This window comes from Streptomyces boluensis (assembly GCF_009908195.1).
GTDB classification, from domain to species: Bacteria; Actinomycetota; Actinomycetes; order Streptomycetales; family Streptomycetaceae; genus Streptomyces; species Streptomyces boluensis.
The window spans coordinates 1-18,353 of the sequence record NZ_JAAAHS010000126.1 but is presented as its reverse complement, the minus strand read 5'-3'; the positions used below and the strand labels follow the sequence as shown (position 1 = coordinate 18,353).

Below are 18,353 nucleotides of genomic sequence, written 5' to 3'. Positions count from 1 at the left end.
GACCCCGCACCCGCCCCTCTTCCTCGCCTGCAGCCGTACCGAGACCCTTCGGCAGGCGGCCGAACTCGGCATCGGGGCCCTGGTGATGGGCTTCGCGGGGCCCGAGTCGATCAAGGAGATGCGCACGGCGTACGACACGGCGCGGGCCGAGCGCGGCACCGAGCGCCTGGTCTCCTCTGTCGTCAACGACCACTTCTCCGTACTCTGTCCGACGGTCGTGCTCGACGACCGCGAGGCGGCACGGCGTATCGGCATCCGGGGGCAGCGGTTCTTCGCCCAGTCGATCGGCCACTGGTACGGCGGGGCGGGCATTCCCGACGAGGCCGTGGTCGAGGGCACCGACGAGGCCGCCGAGATGCGCAAGGCCGCCGAGCAGGTCGTGGCCCGGCTGCACGAGCACAGCATTCCGGTACGTCCCACGGCCACGGCCACCTTCAACGCGGACCACGCCTACGGCTCGGCGGAGGACGCCATCGCCTATGTCGAGCGGCTGCGTGACGCGGGCGCCGACGAGGTCATGTGTCTGATCCAGATGGGCACGGTTCCGCAGGAGGCCTGCATGGAGACCATCCGGCAGTGGGGCGAGAAGGTCATTCCGCACTTTCGTGACGACGCGCGGGAGCGGCCCGCGCGGGAGCAGGAGGCATCCCGATGACGGCACAGGACCTCGCGCAGGACCTCGCGGAGGACCGACTTCCGCCGGACGCACGGGCGTTGGTCGACCTGATCACGTCCGTCTTCCCCGACCTCGGGGGCGCCGTCACCGACGCGGCCGAGGCCCGTCGCATCCTCGCCGCCACGCCGCGGCCGCCGTGGGAACCGCCCGCGGTCGGCTCGGTCGAGGACCGGACGATCCCCGGCGCGGACGGGGCGCCCGACATCGGCGTACGCGTGTACCGGCCCGACCCGGCGCAGGCGCCGGGTCCGCGTCCCACCGTGCTGTTCCTGCACGGCGGCGGCTGGGTGATCGGGAACCTGGAGAGCCATGACGGAACGGCGCGCGGGCTCTGCCGCGAGGCGGGCGCGACCGTCGTCGCCGTCGACTACCGGCTCGCCCCCGAGGACCCCTTCCCGGCCGGTGTGCGGGACGCGTACACGGCCCTGTGCTGGGTCGGCGCGCACGTGGCCGAGCTGGGCGGCGATCCGGAGGCCCTGGTGGTGGCCGGGGACAGCGCGGGCGGCAACCTGTCGGCGGTGGTGGCGCAGCAGGCCCGCGACGAGGGCGGCCCCGCGCTCGCGCTGCAGGTGCTGATCTACCCGGCGACCGACATGTCGCGGCAGTGGCCCTCGCTGACCCGGAACGCCAGCGGGTACTTCCTGTCCCTGACGCACATGCGGTGGTTCGGCGAGCAGTACCTCGCGGCCGGCGGTGACCCGGCCGACCCCCGGGTCTCGCCGCTCCTCGGCGACCTGGCGGGGCTGCCGCCCGCGCATGTGGTGACGGCCGGCTGCGATCCGCTGTGCGACGAGGGGCGGGCGTACGCGCAGCGGCTGCGCGAGGCCGGTGTCCCGGTCACGGAGGGGCACTTCCCGCGGATGTTCCACGGCTTCTTCGGCTTCCCCGAGGCGCTGGCCGACGCCCGCTCGGCGCTCACGGGCGCGGCCGCGGCCATCGTGGCGACGGCGGCCGAAACTCGTACCGGACCGGAGAACGGCAGGAAAAACAGCGGTGAAGCAGGGGGTGGCGCAGGATAATTTCCACAGGCTCCACTTGTGGGGGAGAACCTCGCATGCATACGGTGTCTTTACGCGAGGTTCTCCCGTGGAGGAAGAGGCATGACGGAAATTCTTGTGCAGGCACCGATGGAGGAGCAGATTCCTCCCGGCAGCAAGGTGATCGAACACCCTGCCTGGCCGACGCTCAAGGACGCCGTGGAAGAGATCCGCCCCTGGCAGTCCGCGGACGGCTCGATCGACTTCACCGCCGAGGGCGCCCCCTCCCGGTCAGTGGCCGAGCTCGCCGTCGACCGCGTCATATCCGCGGTCGAGCAGCTCGCCCCGCTGCTCCCGCACGACGCCGAGTACCACCGCGCGCTCGCTCTCGACCTGCGCCGCTGGGCCGACGACGGCTTCCAGGTGCCCGACTTCCTGGACTCGCTGCTCGCCTTCCAGCCCGCGCGAGGCCGCGCGGACGGGCTGCAGCACCTCGTGGTCTTCCCGATGTACACGCAGAACGGCAACCCGGACCGCAACCTCGAAGCGGTCGTGCTGCGCATGGTCTGGCCGGACTGGCTGGCCGAGCTCGAGCGCACCCGCTACGACAACCCGCTGTTCTGCGGCATCACCTTCGAGGACTTCACCGCCGGTTACGACACCAACTCCGCGGTGCTCTTCCCGGAGACCATCGCCGTGCGCGAGGCCCCGGAGCGGTTCTCCTGGGGCGGCATCTTCTGCGACCGCGAGGCGGCCCGCTTCCGCCGCGTCACCGAGGCCTCCGTCGACCTCCTCGGGCTCGAACTGCCCGACGACATCCGCGAGATGATCGGCGACCAGGACCGCTGCAAGGAGGCGTTCGTCCTGTGGGACATGGTCCACGACCGCACCCACAGCCACGGCGACCTGCCCTTCGACCCGTTCATGATCAAGCAGCGCCAGCCGTTCTGGATGTACGGCCTGGAGGAGCTGCGCTGCGACCTCACCGCGTTCAAGGAGGCCGTGAAGCTGGAGGCCGAGGGCAACGCCCACGGCCGTGACGTCCAGTACGCGGTGCTCTTCGACCGGATGTTCCGCTTCCCCGTCACCGGCGACCGGGTCAAGAACTACGACGGCCTCGGCGGCCAGCTGCTCTTCGCGTACCTGCACAAGCACGACGTGGTGCGCTGGACCGACAACACCCTGCGCATCGACTGGCAGCGCGCCCCGCAGGTCACCAACCAGCTCTGCGCCGAGATCGAGGACCTGTACCGCGCGGGCATCGACCGCCCCAAGCTGGTGCACTGGTTCGCCGCGTACGAACTGGTCTCGACCTATCTCGCCCCGCACCCGGGATCGCGCTGGGCCAAGGGCCCGGACGCCCTGGACACCTCGCTGCCGCCCCGCAAACTCGTCGACGAGGTGCTTCCGGACGAGTTTCCGCTGAGCATGTTCTATGAGGCGCTCTCCAAGAAGCTCAAGGGTGTGATTGCCTCGACCAGGGGGATCACGGCCGCGGACATCGAGCAGGCAGCCGCGTGAGCCCCGCCGACGCGGAGGTGAGGACCATGACGAACTCGAACGGCAATGGCGCCCTGAGCGGCGCGGTGGTCGCGGTGGCCGGAGCCGCCGGACCCGCCGGGCGCGCGACACTGCTGCGCCTGGCCGAGGCGGGCGCCGTCGTGGTGGCCGCAGACGCGGACGCGGCGCGGCTCGCGGAAGCCGTGGACGCCGCCCGGTACGCACACGGCGGCGCCACCGTCATCGGCGACACGGTTGACCTGCTCGACCTGGACGCCACCCGCGAGTGGGCCGTGCGCACCGAGAAGGAGTTCGGGCGCGTCGACGGCCTGGTCCACCTCGTCGGCGGCTGGCGCGGCAGCGCCACCTTCGCCGAGACCGACCTCGCGGACTGGGACGTCCTGGAGAAGCTCCTGATCCGCACCGTGCAGCACACCTCGCTCGCCTTCGAGGACGGCCTGCGCCGCAGCGACCGCGGGCGGTACGTCCTGGTCAGCGCCGCCGGCGCGAGCAAGCCGACGGCCGGGAACGCGGCGTACTCCGCGGCGAAGGCGGCCGCCGAGGCGTGGACCCTCGCCCTCGGCGACGCCTTCCGCAAGGCGGCGAAGGCGGAGGGGGCCGAGGCGCCCACCGCGGCGGCCCTCATCCTGGTGGTGAAGGCGCTGGTGCACGAGGCCATGCGGGCCGAACGCCCCAACGCGAAGTTCGCGGGCTTCACCGATGTCACGGAGCTGGCCGAGGCCATCGCCGGCATGTGGGAGCGCCCCGCCCAGGAAGTGAACGGAACCCGCCAGTGGCTGACCGAGAAGCCGTGAATCCGTCGAACCCACCCAGGACCGACGCACGACGCCACCACGACCCGGAGATACGGGGCTTCGCCAGCGACAACTACGCGGGCGCACACCCGGAGATACTCGCGGCCCTGGCCCTCGCCAACGGCGGCCACCAGGTCGCGTACGGCGAGGACGACTACACCGCGCACCTCCAGCAGCTGATCCGCGGCCACTTCGGCGCCACGGCCGAGGCCTTCCCGGTGTTCAACGGAACGGGCGCCAATGTCACGGCACTTCAGGCGCTCACCGACCGCTGGGGCGCCGTCATCTGCGCCGACACCGCCCATATCCACGTCGACGAGTGCGGAGCCCCCGAGCGGGTCGGCGGCCTCAAGCTCCTGACGGTGCCCACCCCGGACGGCAAGCTCACCCCCGAGCTGATCGACCGGGAGGCGTACGGCTGGGACGACGAGCACCGGGCGATGCCGCAGGTCGTCTCGATCACGCAGAACACCGAACTGGGCACCGTCTACACGCCCGAGGAGATCCGCGCGATCTGCGAGCACGCCCACGCGCACGGCATGAAGGTGCACCTGGACGGCGCCCGCATCGCCAACGCGGCCGCCTCCCTCGACGTACCGATGCGCACCTTCACCAACAGGGCCGGCGTCGACGTGCTCTCCTTCGGCGGCACCAAGAACGGCGCGCTGTTCGGTGAGGCGGTCGTCGTCCTGAACCCCGACGCGGTCCGGCACATGAAGCATCTGCGCAAGATGTCCATGCAGCTGGCGTCCAAGATGCGCTTCGTCTCCGTGCAGTTGGAGGCGCTGCTCGCCAAGGACCTGTGGCTGCGCAACGCCCGGCACGCCAACGCGATGGCGCAGCGGCTCGCCGAGGGGGTGCGCGAGGTCGACGGCGTGGAGATCCTGCACGCCGTCCAGGCCAACGCCGTCTTCGCCCGGCTGCCGCACGACGTGAGCGAACGCCTGCAGAAGCGCTACCGCTTCTACTTCTGGGACGAGTCCGCGGGCGACGTGCGCTGGATGTGCTCCTTCGACACCTCGGAGGACGACGTGGACGGGTTCGTGGCGGCGCTCAAGGAGGAGATGGCGCAGTAGCCCTCCCTGTGCATGGATATGCGGCCGACCGTAAAAGTCATTGACTTGCGGTCGGCCGCTTCCGTACGTTCTGCGGCCATGGAACTGCGCCAACTCACCCCCGAACTCCCCGCCTATCTCGCCGAGAACGAGGCGGTCGACCACTCCCATCCGACGGTGAAACGGATCGCCGACCGGCTCTGGTCCAGCAGTGCCGACGTATACACATACGCGAAAGCGGCGTACGAGCTGGTGCGCGACACCGTGCCGCACTCGCAGGACTCCGGTGATCTCCGGGTGACCTGGAGGGCCTCCGACGTGCTCGACCAGGGGACCGGCATCTGTCACGCCAAGGCGCACGCGGCCGCCGCGCTGCTGCGCGCCGCCGGCATTCCCACGGCGCTCTGCTATCAGCGACTGACCCTCGGGGACGGCCTCGAGGAGGGGCACGCCGTGCACGGTCTGATCGCGGTACGGCTCGACGGGGCCTGGCACCGCCAGGACGTACGTGGCAACAAGCCAGGCGTGGACGCGCACTTCTCGCTCGGCGCGGAGCGGCTGGCCTGGATCCCGCGAACAGAGTTCAGCGAGATGGACTATCCAGTACTCTATGATGTACCGCACCCGGTGGTTCTGGACGCCCTGAAGGCTGCCCCCGACCGTCCGGCCCTGTGGAAGACGCTTCCGAGCGCCCTGTGACCGCATCGACCCAAGGCCCGGCATGACACTCGAACTGACCGTCGCGGACGAGGTCCGCACCCTCGTCCCCGGCTTCACCCACCTCGCCGTCGAGGCGCACGGCCTCGTCAACGGCCCCAGTACCGAGGCGAGTTCGGCCCTCCTCGACGAGGCCGGACGGCGCCTCGCCGAACGCCTCGCGGGGCGCGCCCCGCACGAGGACCCGCACATGGTGGCCTGGCGCGCCGCGTACAGCGCGTTCGGCGCCAAGCCCTCGCGTACGCGCAACTCCGCCGAGGCGCTCGCCAAGCGGGCCCTCGCGGACGGTGGGCTGCCCCGGATCAACGTCCTGGTCGACGTCTACAACGCGATCAGCGTGGCCCATCTGATCCCGGTGGGCGGCGAGGACCTGGGCCGCATCGAGGGCGGTATGCGCCTCGTACGGGCCCAGGGCGACGAGGAGTTCGTGACCACGGCGGCGGGGGAGCGGGCCGTCGAGCACCCCGACGCGGGCGAGATCATCTGGTGCGACGACGCGGGCGTCACCTGCCGCCGCTGGAACTGGCGCCAGGGCCCGCGCACCCGCCTCACCGAGGAGTCGACGAGCGCGGTCTTCCTGCTCGAATCGCTCGACCCGATGCCGCGCGCGGACCTGGAGCGGGCGGGCGCCGAACTCGCCGAACTGATCGAGAAGTTCAGCCCCGGGGCGCGACTCGACGTGCGCGCCCCGGAGTAGCCCTGGAGTAACCCTTGAGTAGGAGGGGCGGGGCTCAGCCGGCCTCGGTGCCGCGCGACTTCGCGGGCTCCGGGGCCGTGCCGCCCAGGTGTGCGGGCACCCACCAGGTGTCCTCGGGGCCCTTGGGGCGCACCGGGTAGGAGCGCTGGGCCGCCTCGAGGAGTTCCTGCACCCGCCCGCGAAGGCGCCGGGTGATGGCCCCCGCGTACTGGTCGGTCGGCGCCTCGACGGCCTCGCCGACGCGGATCGTCACCGGGATGTGGCTGCGCCTGAAGTTGCGCGGGCGGCCCTTGGTCCACAGCCGCTGCGTACCCCACAGCGCCACCGGGATCAGCGGAACGCCGGCTTCCTGGGCCATCCGCGCGGCGCCCGACTTGAAGCTCTTGAGCGTGAACGACGGCGAGATGGTCGCCTCCGGGAACACCCCGATGATCTCGCCGGAACGCAGCGAGTCCAGGGCGTGCGCGTACGCCGTCTCGCCGCGGTTGCGGTCCACCGGGATGTGCTTCATGCCGCGCATCAGAGGGCCGGAGATCTTGTGCCGGAACACCGCGTCCTTGGCCATGAACCGCACGAGGCGCTTCTGCGGACGGGCGGCGAGCCCGGCGAAGATGAAGTCCATGTAGCTGATGTGGTTGCTCACCAGGACCGCGCCACCGGTGGCCGGAATGTTCTCCGCACCCTTGAGGTCGATCTTCAGGTCCAGCGCTTTGAACAGCGTGAGCGCGGCACCGATGACCGGACGGTAGACGAGTTCTGCCATGGGGGGCGATCGACCCTTCTGTGCGCCTGGGAAGGGTCTCCCGGGCGGGTAAGTTACGGGCCCGTAGGTTTCGGGCGATGGGCAGATCGTGCCCCATCGTCGGCCGAGTAGCCACCCCTCCCGCCGGTGAGCAGGGAGATTCTCGTCACGTAGGACCCGCCGGAGACCCCCGGGAACGCCCCTCGCGCGGGGCCGTCCAGCGCCTCGGATCCGGGCCGTCGTCGCCCTGTGAGGAGCGGGAACGGTCCGTGGCCGCCCGTCGGGACCCCGCGCTCGAGATTGGCGCGGACCGGCCGGATCGAGCCACGGGAATGTTTGCGGTCGTGTGAACGCTGCACGCGAGGATGGGGGCTCATGGTGTGTGCGGCGGGAGGCTGAGGGTGCGCGACGGCGACAGGGCGTTCGGGGAGCGGGAGTTGGGCTCCGCGCTCGGCGAGCGGGCGACGCTGGTGCAGTTCTCTAGTGCCTTCTGCCAGCCCTGCCGGGCCACCCGGCGGATCCTGGACGAGGTGGCCCAACTGGTGCCCGGCGTAGCCCACATCGAGATCGACGCCGAGGAGCGACTGGCCCTCGTCCGCGAGCTCGACATCCTGCGCACCCCCACAGTCCTCGTCCTCGACGCCGACGGCAGGCTGGTGCGGCGGGCCAGCGGCCAGCCCCGTAAGGCGGATGTGATCGCCGCGCTCGGCGAGGCTGTGTGAACTCCGGGGCGCGCGCGTGAGCCTGCTCCCAGATACCGGTACGCACTTGACTGCACCCCGCACCTATCGTCAGCCTGACTTCATGCCGCAGGAAATCCTTCTGTACGAGCGGGTCCACGTGGACCTCGGCCGTCATGCGAGCGCCCGTTGTCCGAGGCGCTGAGCAGCCACGGACCTCGTTCACCACGGCAGAAGGACAACTCCATGACGGCCACGCCCGACCTCAGTACCCCTCAGCTCGCCTCCCCCGACCTGCTGCGCTCCGTGTTCCGACGGCACGCGGCCGGAGTCGCGGTGATCACCGCGAGCGGCGCCGGCGGTCCGGTGGGCTTCACCGCCACCTCCCTCAACTCGGCCGCTGCCGAACCGCCCCTGGTCTCGTTCGGGATCGGTACGGGTTCGTCCAGCTGGCCGGTGATCTCCGGCGTCGAGCACGTCGGCGTCCACATACTCGGCGAGCATCAGCAGGATCTCGCGGGCACCTTCGCCCGCAGCGGCGCCGACCGCTTCGCCGAACCCACCCGCTGGCACGAGGGCCCCGAAGGTGTGCCGATCCTGGACGGCGTCCTCGCCTGGCTGGTCTGCCGCGTGGTGGCCCGGGTCCCGGCGGGCGACCACCGCCTGGTGGTCGGCCAGGTCGTCGTCGGGGACCCGTCCGGTGTGGGCCGTCCGCTGCTGTACCACCAGGGTCGCTTCAACGGCCTGCGAGACTGAGCCGAGGCGCCCTGCGGGGCCGCTGGGGTGAGTGCTCGCCCGGCGTTGGCAACGTCACAGTTCCGAGCGCTTGCTTAGTGGGCAAGTACTGGGTGTACTGGCAAGTAACATTTCGTTCGGAGCGCGGGTCGCCCCGACCGGGATCCGCCTCTTCAGGCGCTTATGCTGCCTGCAAGCGGCAGCAGCCCAGAAATGACGATGCAGTAGGAGAGCCGGCGTGAGCTTGAGGATCGTTGTCTGTGTGAAGTACGTGCCCGACGCCACCGGCGACCGGCACTTCACTGATGACCTGACCGTCGACCGCGACGATGTCGACGGCCTGCTGTCGGAGCTCGACGAGTACGCGGTCGAGCAGGCCCTGCAGATTGCCGACGAGGCCGACGACGCGGAGATCACCGTCCTGACGGTGGGCCCGGAAGACGCCAAGGACGCGCTGCGCAAGGCGCTGTCCATGGGCGCCGACAAGGCCGTGCACGTCGAGGACGACGACCTGCACGGCAGCGATGTCATGGGTACGTCGCTCGTGCTCGCCAAGGCGATCGAGAAGACCGGTTACGACCTGGTCATCGCCGGTATGGCGTCCACCGACGGCACCATGGGTGTGCTGCCGGCGATCCTCGCGGAGCGCCTCGGCGTCCCGCAGGTCACGCTGCTCTCCGAGGTCTCCGTCGAGGACGGCGTCGTGAAGGGCCGCCGTGACGGCGACACCGCCAGCGAGCAGCTTGAGGCCTCGCTTCCGGCCGTCGTGTCGGTGACGGACCAGTCGGGCGAGGCCCGCTACCCGTCCTTCAAGGGCATCATGGCCGCCAAGAAGAAGCCGGTGGAGTCGCTCGACCTGGACGACCTGGACATCGAGGCCGAGGAAGTCGGTCTCGAGGGTGCCTGGACCAAGGTCGACGAGGCCACCGAGCGTCCGGCCCGTACCGCCGGAACGATCGTCAAGGACGAGGGCGAGGGCGGCAAGCAGCTGGCCGAGTTCCTTTCGGGCCAGAAGTTCATCTGAGCCCGCCGAGCCCGGTAAACGCCCCCAGTTTCTTCGTACTTGCAGCAGGAGAGAAGTCCCATGGCTGAAGTTCTGGTCTACGTCGACCACGTGGACGGTGCCGTCCGCAAGCCCACCCTTGAACTGCTGACCCTGGCCCGCCGTATCGGCGAGCCGGTCGCCGTCGCCGTCGGCGCGGGTGCCGCCGAGACCGCCGCCGCGCTCGCCGAGCACGGTGCGGTCAAGGTCCTCACCAACGACGCCGCCGAGTTCGCGGACTACCTCGTGGTCCCGAAGGTCGACGCGCTGCAGGCGGCCTACGAGGCCGTGCAGCCCGCCGCCGTGCTCGTGCCGTCCTCCGCCGAGGGCAAGGAGATCGCGGCCCGTCTCGCGGTCCGCATCAAGTCCGGCATCATCACCGACGCCGTCGACCTCGAGGCCGGTGCCGAGGGTCCGGTCGCGACGCAGTCCGCGTTCGCCGCGTCCTTCACCACCAAGTCCCGCATCTCGCAGGGCACCCCGGTCATCACGGTCAAGCCGAACTCGGCCGCCGTGGAGGCCGCCCCGGCCGCCGGTGCGGTCGAGGCCCTCGCCGTGTCCTTCTCGGACGCCGCCACCGGTACGAAGGTCACCGCGCGCACCCCGCGTGAGTCGACCGGCCGTCCGGAGCTGACCGAGGCCGCGATCGTGGTCTCGGGTGGCCGTGGCGTCAACGGCGCGGAGAACTTCGCGATCATCGAGGCGCTCGCCGACTCGCTCGGTGCGGCCGTCGGTGCCTCGCGTGCCGCGGTGGACGCGGGCTGGTACCCGCACACCAACCAGGTGGGCCAGACCGGTAAGTCGGTCTCGCCGCAGCTGTACATCGCGTCCGGCATCTCCGGTGCGATCCAGCACCGCGCCGGTATGCAGACCTCGAAGACGATCGTCGCGATCAACAAGGACGCCGAGGCGCCGATCTTCGACCTGGTCGACTACGGCGTCGTGGGTGACCTCTTCGAGGTCGTCCCGCAGCTCACCGAAGAGGTCAACACCCGCAAGGGCTGAGCCTGTTCGGACCGAAGGCCCCCGGGTGCGCCCCGGGGGCCTTCGGCGTATCGGCCTCAGCCGAGCGTGAGCGTCGCCTGTACGGGCAGATGGTCGCTCGGGAACTGGCCGTCGAGGGCGAAGGTGTTGATCACCGCGGAGTGCGTGGTGACCCCCGGCGAGGTGAGGATCCAGTCGATCCGGTCGCCGTCCGGGACCAGCGGCCTGTAGCCGTGGAACGTGGCGTAGAGCTTGCTCCGCTCCGCCGCGGTGTCCCAGGAGTCGACGAGCCCGGCCGCCAGCATCGCGTCGTACACCGGGTTCTTGTGCGCCGCCACGTTGAAGTCGCCGGTGACGACCAGCGGCAGCGTGCGGTCGAGCCGGGCGATGCGCTCGACGGTCAGGTCGGCGGCACGCGCGCGTGCGTACTGACTGGCGTTGTCCAGATGGGTGTTGAGGAAGTAGAACTCGCCGCCGTCGCGCAGGTCGCGCAGGCGCACCCAGGTGACCATGCGGATGGAACCGCCGCCCCAGGTGTTGGAGCCGATCACGTCCGGGGTGTCGGAGAGCCAGAAGTGGTCGTACTCCACGGGCGCGAGGCGGCGGGTGTCGAAGAACACCGCCATGAACTCGTCCCGGCTGCCGCCCGCGCGCCCTGTGCCGATCCAGCCGTAGGACGGGCCGAGGTCCGCGTGGATGTCCCGCAGCTGTCCGTAGAGGCCCTCTTGGGTGCCGAATATGTGCGGGCGCTCCTGGCGCAGCAGTTCACGGGTGACCGGTCGGCGCTCGGGCCAGCTGTTCGGGGGAGTGTCACTGGCGAAGCGTAGATTGAACGTCATGGTGCGCAGCGGGCCGTCGTCGCGCTCCGCGGCCTGGGCGGGGAGCGTCGGTAACGCCGCGGTCGCCAGGGGAGCGGCGAGGGCGGCGGTGAGGGCGGTCTTCAGTCCGAGTCTGCGGCTGAGTCCGCCGCCGATGGGGAGTTCGGGGTGCACGCGTTCTCCTTCCGTCGCGGGTCAGGATGGTTGGCGCGCCGCTGATGGTGTGAGGGGCGTGCGAGACAGAAGTGAACGGAACGGGACCGAGGTGGTGAACGGTGCCCGTCGAGGGAGAAAGGGGGTGTTGACCAGCGGGAAGGTACACAGATAACTTCGCCATACGGATTATTGATTCCGTGAAGCGGAAAAACGTGACGTGGAGGATGTAAGGATGGGTCAGCAAGAACAGGTGGCGACGAGCCTCGCGGGCGCGGTCAGCGAGGGCATCAGCGCCTCCCTCGCTCCGGTGGACGCCGACCTGGAGCGCCGTTACCCCGGAGACCCCGGCACCCGCCAGCCGGTCCACACGGTGTACGTACCGGGTGAGGTCTTCCAGGCCGACACCATCCGCAGCTGGGGCGACAAGGCCCTCGCCGCGCTCGACGAGCACGCGCCGGACGCCACCAGCTTCGCCAAGGCCGTCGGCCTCAGCGACGAACTGGCCGAGCCGGTCTACGCCCGCGTCCGCGCCAAGCTGGAGCGCGAGCCCATCGAAGACCTCCGCGTGGACTTCGAGGACGGCTACAAGGGCAAGGACGAGGACCAGGACGCCGCCCGCGCGGCCCGCCTGATCGTCGAGGCGTACGACAACGGCACCGCGGCCCCGTACATGGGCATCCGCATGAAGTGCATGGAGTCCCCGGTCCGCGACCGCGGCATCCGCACCCTCGACGTCTTCCTCAGCGGCCTGATGGAGGCCGGCGGCCTGCCCGAGGGCATGGTCCTCACGCTGCCCAAGGTCACGTACACCGAGCAGGTCACCGCGATGGTGCGGCTCGTCGAGGAGTTCGAGAAGGCGCGCGGCCTCGAGGCCGGCCGGATCGGCTTCGAGATCCAGATCGAGACCAGCCAGTCCATCCTCGCCGCCGACGGCACCGCCACCGTCGCCCGCATGATCGAGGCCGCCGAGGGCCGCGCCACCGGCCTGCACTACGGCACCTTCGACTACAGCGCCTGCCTCGGCGTCTCCGCCGCCTACCAGGCCAGCGACCACCCGGCCGCCGACCACGCCAAGGCGATCATGCAGGTCGCCGCCGCGGGCACCGGCGTACGCGTCTCGGACGGCTCCACCAACGTGCTGCCGGTCGGCTCCACCGCGCACGTCCACGAGGCCTGGAAGCTGCACTACGGCCTGACCAGGCGCGCCCTCGCGCGTGCCTACTACCAGGGCTGGGACATGCACCCCGCGCACATCCCCACCCGGTACGCCGCGGTGTTCGCGTTCTACCGCGAAGGCTTCGAGGCCGCGGGCAAGCGCCTCGCCGCCTACGCCAACCAGGTCGACGGCGACGTCATGGACGAGCCCGCCACCGCCAAGGCGCTCAGCGGCTACCTGCTGCGCGGCCTCGACTGCGGCGCCCTCGACATCGCCGAGGTCGCCCGCCTCACCGGCCTGACCCGCGCCGACCTCGAGGGCTTCTCCTCGCCGCGCCGCGCGGCCCTCACGGCATCCACGCAGTAACGCCGTACGAGGTGTCACCGCCGCCCCTTAGTCTGTACCCGGCAAACGCGACGGGCAGGCGCACGGAGGAACGGGGCAGCGGTGGCTTCGGGGGACAACCAACAGGGTGACGGCGTCGGCCGGCTGCTCGCCGGGCGCTATCGCGTCCAGGGGCAGCTCGGCCGCGGCGGAATGGGCATCGTCTGGCGCGCCATGGACGAGGTCCTCGGCCGCGAGGTCGCCGTCAAGGAACTGCGCACCTTCACCGACGCGGCCGCCACGGAGCTGGCCGGGCTCAGAACCCGGATGCAGCGGGAGGCGCGGGCCGCCGCCCGGGTCCGGCACACCGGCGTCATCGCTGTGCACGACGTCGCCGAGGTCGACGGCCGCCCGCTGATCGTGATGGAGCTCGTCGACGGCCCGTCCCTCGACGACGTGCTGCGCGAGCGCGGCACCCTGCCGCCGCGCGAGGCCGCCGCCATCGGCGCCAAGGTCATGGAGGCCCTCGCCGCCGCCCACCGCGCGGGCGTCCTGCACCGAGACGTGAAGCCCGGCAACATCCTGCTCGAACGCGGGGGACGCGTCGTCCTCACCGACTTCGGCATCGCCATGGTCGACGACCCGGGCGACGGCAACTCCACCAACCTCACGCGCAGCGGCGAACTCGTCGGCTCCCTCGACTACTTGGCGCCCGAGCGGGCCCAGGGCCACGAACCAGGACCCGCCTCCGACATCTGGGCCCTCGGCGCGACCCTGTACGGCACGGTCGAGGGGAACGCCCCCTTCCGCCGCACCTCCACCTGGTCGACGCTCACCGCCATCGTCAGCGAGCCGCTGCCCGCCCCGGTCAAGGCCGGGCCCCTCGCGCCGGTCCTCCAGCAGCTCATGGCGAAGGACCCTGCGGCCCGTCCCGACGCCGAGACCGCCCGCCGGCTCCTCACCGGGGTCGCCGAGTCCACCCGGGACGACGACACCACGGTGCTGCGCCCCGGCAGCGGCCCGGCCCCCGTCGCGGCTCCCCTGCACGGGGCGCCCACTGTGGGCCCGTTCGGTACGCCCAGTGGAGCTGCGGCGCCCCAGGGTCCGTACGGCGCGCACGGTGCGTACGGCCACGGCTCCGACACCCCGAACGGCTCGGACACCCCGCTGGTGACCCCGGTGCCGGACGGGCCCGAGCCGCGCCGGAAGCGGCGCGCCCTGATCGTCGCGGCGGCTGTGCTCGCGGTGCTCGCGGCGGGCGGCGGTGGGTACGCGCTCCTTGCCCAGGGCGACGGCAAGCGCGTCGAAGCGGGCGGCGACGCGTCGCCGAGCCCCTCCAAGTCCGCGTCGGGGAAGGCCGGTTCGACCCCTTCGGGCAAGCCGGAGCCGACCGGGTCGGACGACACGTCAGCGTCCCCGTCCGACGGGCCCTCCGAGAGCGCCGGCCGGCCGGACGGGGAGGCCTCGAAGCCCGCGGGCGACGGGGGCACCACCGGCGGCGGCACGGACGGCGGCACCGACGGCGGCTCGGGCGACGGCGGTTCCACGGGCGGGGATTCGGGCGGTACGACCGGAGGCTCGGGCAGCTCAGGCGGCTCCGGCACCTCGGGTACGACCGGTGGCGGCGAGGAGCCGGCACCGGCCTGCCACCCGGCGGGCGGCGGCAAGTACGACTGCGATGTCTGGCGCACCGCCGACTCCTACACGGCGTCCGGCGCGAAGGCCGGAGTGCTCAACGCCGGCACCAACTACTTCTACTGCCAGCAGAACCTGGGCCGCCGCGAGACCTACCAGGGCTGGACCAACGTGTGGTGGGCCAAGACCGACGACGACAGCGGCAACACCAACGTCTTCATCAGCGACGTCTACATCAAGGGCGGCGACAACGACAAGCCGCTGCCGGGCTTGCCGGTCTGCTGAGCCTCGTGGGGCCAGGTTCGGTCCCGTGGCGGGCGCCGGGCGCCTATGTCGGGGACGGTCGGCAGGTGCCGGTGCTCTGCTGAGGCTCGCGTAGGCCGCCGGTCCGGTTGCGTCAGGCCGGAGTGCGGGAAGCCCCGCGGTCGACTCGGGCTCAGCCCTCGGCCGGGCCGCCGCGAGGGCGGTCGAGGATCAAGTCCGCCGCGTGCATGAGTACTTCCTGACGGGTGCGGTCGCCGTGGTCGGCGGCGAGGAAGTGCTTGCCGATCGCCGCGCAGAACGCCAACAGGCTGCGTGCCTCGACCTCGTCGGGGTCGGAGCAGAACGTGCCGATCATCTCGCGCAGCAGCTCCATGCGCCGGTTGTCCACCCGGCGCAGCCGCTCCGCGACCGAGGCATCGCGCCGGGCCCAGTCGCGTACCGCCAGGTCGAGCGGGAGCAGCCGGTCGTCCGAGAAGGTGAGCGCGCCGGCCCGCTGGATCTTGGTCCTCGGGTCGCCGCCCTCGTGCTCGACCTGGTCGACGACCTCGTCGGTGCTCTCCCGCTCCCAGGTGTCGAGCATCTCGGTCAGGAGCGCGTCGCGGTCGGCGAAGTACCCGTAGAACCCGCCCTTGGTGACGCCGAGCCGCTTCGCGAGCGCCTCGACGCGTACGGCGTCCGGGCCGCCGGATTCCAGGGCGCGCAGCCCTTCCTCGATCCACTTCTCGCGTGGTGTGCGCGTGGCGCCCATGAGGCGACTCCCTTCACTTCCGCGTCAGATATACGGCGCCGTACAAACGGGCTACCCTCGATCTGTACGCCATCGTATATCTGGACGGAGACAGTCATGTCCGCAGGTTTCGTTGCCTTCCACTACCCGCACCCCGAGTACTTCGAGGAGTTCGTCGGCCGTACGCGACAGGTGGGCGAGGTGCTGCGGGCGGTGCCCGGGTGCCGGTCCGTGGAGGTCTGGGTCACGCCCGACGGGGACGCGGTGGTCAGCACGGCGCGCTTCGACGCCGAGGACGACCTGAAGGCGGCGCTCGGTGCGGCGATCGACAGCGGCGCGCCGGTCGAGTTCGACGAGCGCGAGCGCAAGCCGCGGCAGATCTTCATGCTCGAGTCGCGATAGCGGCAGCACCGAGGGGCGCGGCGGCTCGCCCCAACCCTCAGTCCGCGGGCGGCAGTTCGCCCGAGCCGCGGGTGATCAGGCGGGTCGGCAGCTCGATCCGCTGCGGGTTGCCAGGGGCGCCGTCGAGTCGGTGGAAGAGTCGCTCCGCCGCCGTACGGCCCAACTGCGCCGCGTCCTGCGCGACCACCGTCACGCCGGGGCGCAGCAGGTCGGCCAGCTCGAAGTCGTCGAAACCGACGAGGGCCACCGGGCGGTCGAGATCGGCGAGTACGCGTACCACCGTCACCGTCACGCGGTTGTTGCCCGCGAAGATCGCGGTGACCGGCTCCGGGCCGGAGAGTATGGCGTCCGCCGCGGTCCTGACCCGGTCCGGAGCGGTGGAGCCGAGGGAGACCCAGGAGTCATGGACCGGAAGGTCCGCCTCCGCCATCGCCGCCCGGTAGCCGCGCAGGCGCTCCGCGGCCGTGTGAATGCGCGGCTGGTCGCCGATGAAGCCGATCCTGCGGTGGCCGTGCGCGATCAGATGGGCCACGCCGTCGCGGGCGCCGCCGAAGCTGTCCGAGAGCACCACGTCCGCGTCGATCTTCCCGGCCGGGCGGTCCACGAAGACCGTGGCGACTCCCGCCTTGATCTCCGGTTCCAGATAGCGGTGGTCGTCACCGGCCGGAATGACCACCAGCCCGTCGACCCGCCGCGCGCACAGGGCGAGCGCCAACTCCTGTTCGCGGTCCGGGTCTTCGGCGCTCGATCCGTTGATCAGCAGGGCGCCGTGCGCGCGGGCGACCTCTTCCACGGCCCGGCTCAACGGCCCGTAGAACGGGTCGGCGAGATCCTCCAGTACGAGACCGATGCTCGCCGTGCGGCCCTTGCGCAGGACGCGTGCGCTGTCGTTCCGCCGGAACCCGAGGGCGTCGATGGCCTCCTGGACGCGGCGCTCGGTGTCGGGCGTGACACCCGGTTCGCCGTTGACGACCCGGGAGACCGTCTTGAGGCCGACGCCCGCGCGGGCCGCGACATCCTTCATGGTGGGACGATTGCCGTAGCGGTGATCGGGGCGGGCGGTCTCGGGCACGTGTGCTGTCCTGTTCTGGTCCAACGGCCTGTTCTGGTCCAACGTCGCCCCCTGGGTGGGGGCTCGGCGCCCCGGCAACGGGGGTTCGGCGCCCGGACAAGGGGTGTGCCGTCGAGCATAGAGCCTAGACAACGTTGTCAGTTGCGGTGGAGACTGTTCTCCGGTCTGTCGGCCGCACCTCTCACCAGGAGATCTGACACTGATGCAGAACGAGATCGTCGCCGCGCTCGACATCGGCGGCACCAAGATCGCCGGTGCCCTGGTCGACCTGCGCGGACGGATTCTGCTGCGCGCCCAGCGTCCGACGCCCGCTCAGGAGGACGGTGAGACCGTGATGCGCGCCGTCGAGGCCGTCGTGGCGGAGCTCGCCGCCTCGCCGCACTGGTCGCGCGCCCGCGCCCTCGGCATCGGCAGCGCGGGCCCGGTGGACGCGTCGAAGGGCACCGTCAGTCCGGTCAACGTGCCGGGCTGGCGCGGCTTTCCGCTGGTCGAGCGGGTGGTGGCGGCGAGCGGTGGACTGCCCGTCGAGCTGATCGGCGACGGCGTCGCGATCACCGCGGCCGAGCACTGGCAGGGCGCGGCGCAGGGGTACGACAACGCCCTGTGCATGGTCGTCTCCACCGGGGTCGGCGGCGGGCTCGTCCTGGGCGGCAAGCTGCATCCGGGCCCCACGGGCAACGCCGGGCACATCGGTCACATCAGCGTCGACCTGGACGGTGACCCCTGTCCGTGCGGGGCGCGCGGTTGTGTGGAGCGGATCGCGAGCGGCCCGAACATCGCGCGGCGCGCGGTGCGCGACGGCTGGCGCCCCGGGCCCGACGGTGACAGTTCCGCCGCCGCGGTCGCTGCCGCGGCCCGCGTGGGCGACCCGGTGGCCCGCGCCTCCTTCGAACGGGCCGCGCAGGCGCTCGCGGCCGGGATCGCCGCGACCGCGACCCTGGTGGAGATCGACATCGCGGTGGTCGGCGGGGGTGTGGCCAAGGCGGGCGACGTCCTGTTCACACCTCTGCGCCGGGCGCTGCGTGACTACGCGACGCTGTCCTTCGTCAGCGGCCTGACGGTGACCCCGGCCGTGACGGGCACCGACGCGGGCCTGATCGGCGCGGCGGCTGCGGCGCTGGGGGCTTCTGGTGGGGCGTCCGGCCGGGCTTCTGGTGGGGCGTCGAGTGGTGCGGGTGC

General features: G+C 71.4%; 19 protein-coding genes. 15 read left to right on the top strand and 4 right to left on the bottom strand.

Annotated features, from left to right (window positions below; translation table 11 throughout):
- The 7 genes from GUY60_RS17685 to GUY60_RS17655 all read left to right on the top strand — a co-directional run.
- Nucleotides 1–655, top strand: a 655-nt coding sequence (locus GUY60_RS17685; protein ID WP_376771258.1) for an LLM class flavin-dependent oxidoreductase, incomplete at its 5' end; no start/stop codon positions are given.
- Nucleotides 652–1,695, top strand: coding sequence for a LipP1 family hormone-sensitive lipase (gene lipP1 / locus GUY60_RS17680; protein ID WP_161698901.1), 1,044 nt, complete (start codon nt 652–654; stop codon nt 1,693–1,695). The genes GUY60_RS17685 and lipP1, both read left to right, overlap by 4 nt.
- An 81-nt stretch (nt 1,696–1,776) precedes the next feature.
- A complete protein-coding gene (locus GUY60_RS17675; RefSeq protein ID WP_161698899.1) occupies nt 1,777–3,174 on the top strand; it encodes a DUF6421 family protein in 1,398 nt (465 codons plus the stop codon).
- Between the two features lie 26 nt (nt 3,175–3,200).
- Entirely contained in the window at nt 3,201–3,968 is a 768-nt protein-coding gene (locus GUY60_RS17670; RefSeq protein ID WP_161698897.1) for an SDR family NAD(P)-dependent oxidoreductase, read from the top strand.
- Complete coding sequence (locus GUY60_RS17665; RefSeq protein WP_161698895.1) at nt 3,965–5,044, top strand: threonine aldolase family protein; 1,080 nt, start codon at nt 3,965–3,967, stop codon at nt 5,042–5,044. Before GUY60_RS17670 ends, GUY60_RS17665 begins: the two co-directional genes overlap by 4 nt.
- A 78-nt stretch (nt 5,045–5,122) precedes the next feature.
- Nucleotides 5,123–5,722 carry a transglutaminase domain-containing protein gene (locus GUY60_RS17660; RefSeq protein WP_161698893.1) on the top strand — a complete coding sequence of 200 codons (600 nt, stop codon included), beginning with the start codon at nt 5,123–5,125 and terminating at the stop codon, nt 5,720–5,722.
- Nucleotides 5,723–5,744: 22 nt separating this feature from the next.
- The gene (locus GUY60_RS17655; protein WP_161698891.1) at nt 5,745–6,437 is read left to right on the top strand and encodes a B3/B4 domain-containing protein; all 693 of its coding nucleotides are present in this window, start codon (nt 5,745–5,747) and stop codon (nt 6,435–6,437) included.
- Between the two features lie 34 nt (nt 6,438–6,471).
- Here GUY60_RS17655 and GUY60_RS17650 read toward each other — a convergent pair whose 3' ends face one another.
- A complete protein-coding gene (locus GUY60_RS17650; RefSeq protein ID WP_161698889.1) occupies nt 6,472–7,200 on the bottom strand; it encodes a lysophospholipid acyltransferase family protein in 729 nt (242 codons plus the stop codon).
- A 344-nt stretch (nt 7,201–7,544) separates the two neighbouring features.
- On the opposite strand from GUY60_RS17650, the gene GUY60_RS17645 reads away from it, so the two are divergent.
- The 4 genes from GUY60_RS17645 (at nt 7,545) to GUY60_RS17630 (ending at nt 10,641) form a co-directional block, all read left to right on the top strand.
- Nucleotides 7,545–7,901 carry a TlpA family protein disulfide reductase gene (locus GUY60_RS17645; RefSeq protein ID WP_161698887.1) on the top strand — a complete coding sequence of 119 codons (357 nt, stop codon included), beginning with the start codon at nt 7,545–7,547 and terminating at the stop codon, nt 7,899–7,901.
- 204 nt (nt 7,902–8,105) lie between these two features.
- Nucleotides 8,106–8,615 carry a flavin reductase family protein gene (locus GUY60_RS17640; RefSeq protein WP_161698885.1) on the top strand — a complete coding sequence of 170 codons (510 nt, stop codon included), beginning with the start codon at nt 8,106–8,108 and terminating at the stop codon, nt 8,613–8,615.
- Nucleotides 8,616–8,832: 217 nt separating this feature from the next.
- Nucleotides 8,833–9,618, top strand: coding sequence for an electron transfer flavoprotein subunit beta/FixA family protein (locus tag GUY60_RS17635; protein WP_161698883.1), 786 nt, complete (start codon nt 8,833–8,835; stop codon nt 9,616–9,618).
- Nucleotides 9,619–9,678: 60 nt separating this feature from the next.
- Nucleotides 9,679–10,641: an electron transfer flavoprotein subunit alpha/FixB family protein gene (locus tag GUY60_RS17630; RefSeq protein ID WP_161698881.1), complete on the top strand. Its 963-nt coding sequence runs from the start codon at nt 9,679–9,681 to the stop codon at nt 10,639–10,641.
- Between the two features lie 56 nt (nt 10,642–10,697).
- On the opposite strand, the gene GUY60_RS17625 is transcribed toward GUY60_RS17630, so the two are convergent.
- Complete coding sequence (locus GUY60_RS17625; protein ID WP_312866331.1) at nt 10,698–11,612, bottom strand: endonuclease/exonuclease/phosphatase family protein; 915 nt, start codon at nt 11,610–11,612, stop codon at nt 10,698–10,700.
- Nucleotides 11,613–11,826: 214 nt separating this feature from the next.
- Between GUY60_RS17625 and GUY60_RS17620 the strand changes: the two genes are divergently transcribed.
- Both GUY60_RS17620 and GUY60_RS17615 read left to right on the top strand, forming a co-directional pair.
- A complete protein-coding gene (locus GUY60_RS17620; protein ID WP_161698879.1) occupies nt 11,827–13,116 on the top strand; it encodes a DUF6986 family protein in 1,290 nt (429 codons plus the stop codon).
- Nucleotides 13,117–13,197: 81 nt separating this feature from the next.
- Nucleotides 13,198–14,994, top strand: a complete 1,797-nt coding sequence (locus GUY60_RS17615; protein WP_161698877.1) for a serine/threonine-protein kinase — start codon at nt 13,198–13,200, stop codon at nt 14,992–14,994.
- Between the two features lie 151 nt (nt 14,995–15,145).
- Here the strand turns inward: GUY60_RS17615 and GUY60_RS17610 are convergent, their stop codons facing one another.
- Nucleotides 15,146–15,721 (bottom strand): TetR/AcrR family transcriptional regulator, encoded by a 576-nt coding sequence (locus GUY60_RS17610; RefSeq protein ID WP_161698875.1) that lies wholly within the window; start codon nt 15,719–15,721, stop codon nt 15,146–15,148.
- A 96-nt stretch (nt 15,722–15,817) separates the two neighbouring features.
- On the opposite strand from GUY60_RS17610, the gene GUY60_RS17605 reads away from it, so the two are divergent.
- Nucleotides 15,818–16,102 carry an antibiotic biosynthesis monooxygenase gene (locus GUY60_RS17605; RefSeq protein ID WP_161698873.1) on the top strand — a complete coding sequence of 95 codons (285 nt, stop codon included), beginning with the start codon at nt 15,818–15,820 and terminating at the stop codon, nt 16,100–16,102.
- A 37-nt stretch (nt 16,103–16,139) separates the two neighbouring features.
- Here GUY60_RS17605 and GUY60_RS17600 read toward each other — a convergent pair whose 3' ends face one another.
- A complete protein-coding gene (locus GUY60_RS17600; RefSeq protein ID WP_161698871.1) occupies nt 16,140–17,174 on the bottom strand; it encodes a LacI family DNA-binding transcriptional regulator in 1,035 nt (344 codons plus the stop codon).
- A 202-nt stretch (nt 17,175–17,376) separates the two neighbouring features.
- On the opposite strand from GUY60_RS17600, the gene GUY60_RS17595 reads away from it, so the two are divergent.
- On the top strand, nt 17,377–18,353 hold a 977-nt coding region (locus GUY60_RS17595; protein ID WP_161698869.1), incomplete at its 3' end, for an ROK family protein.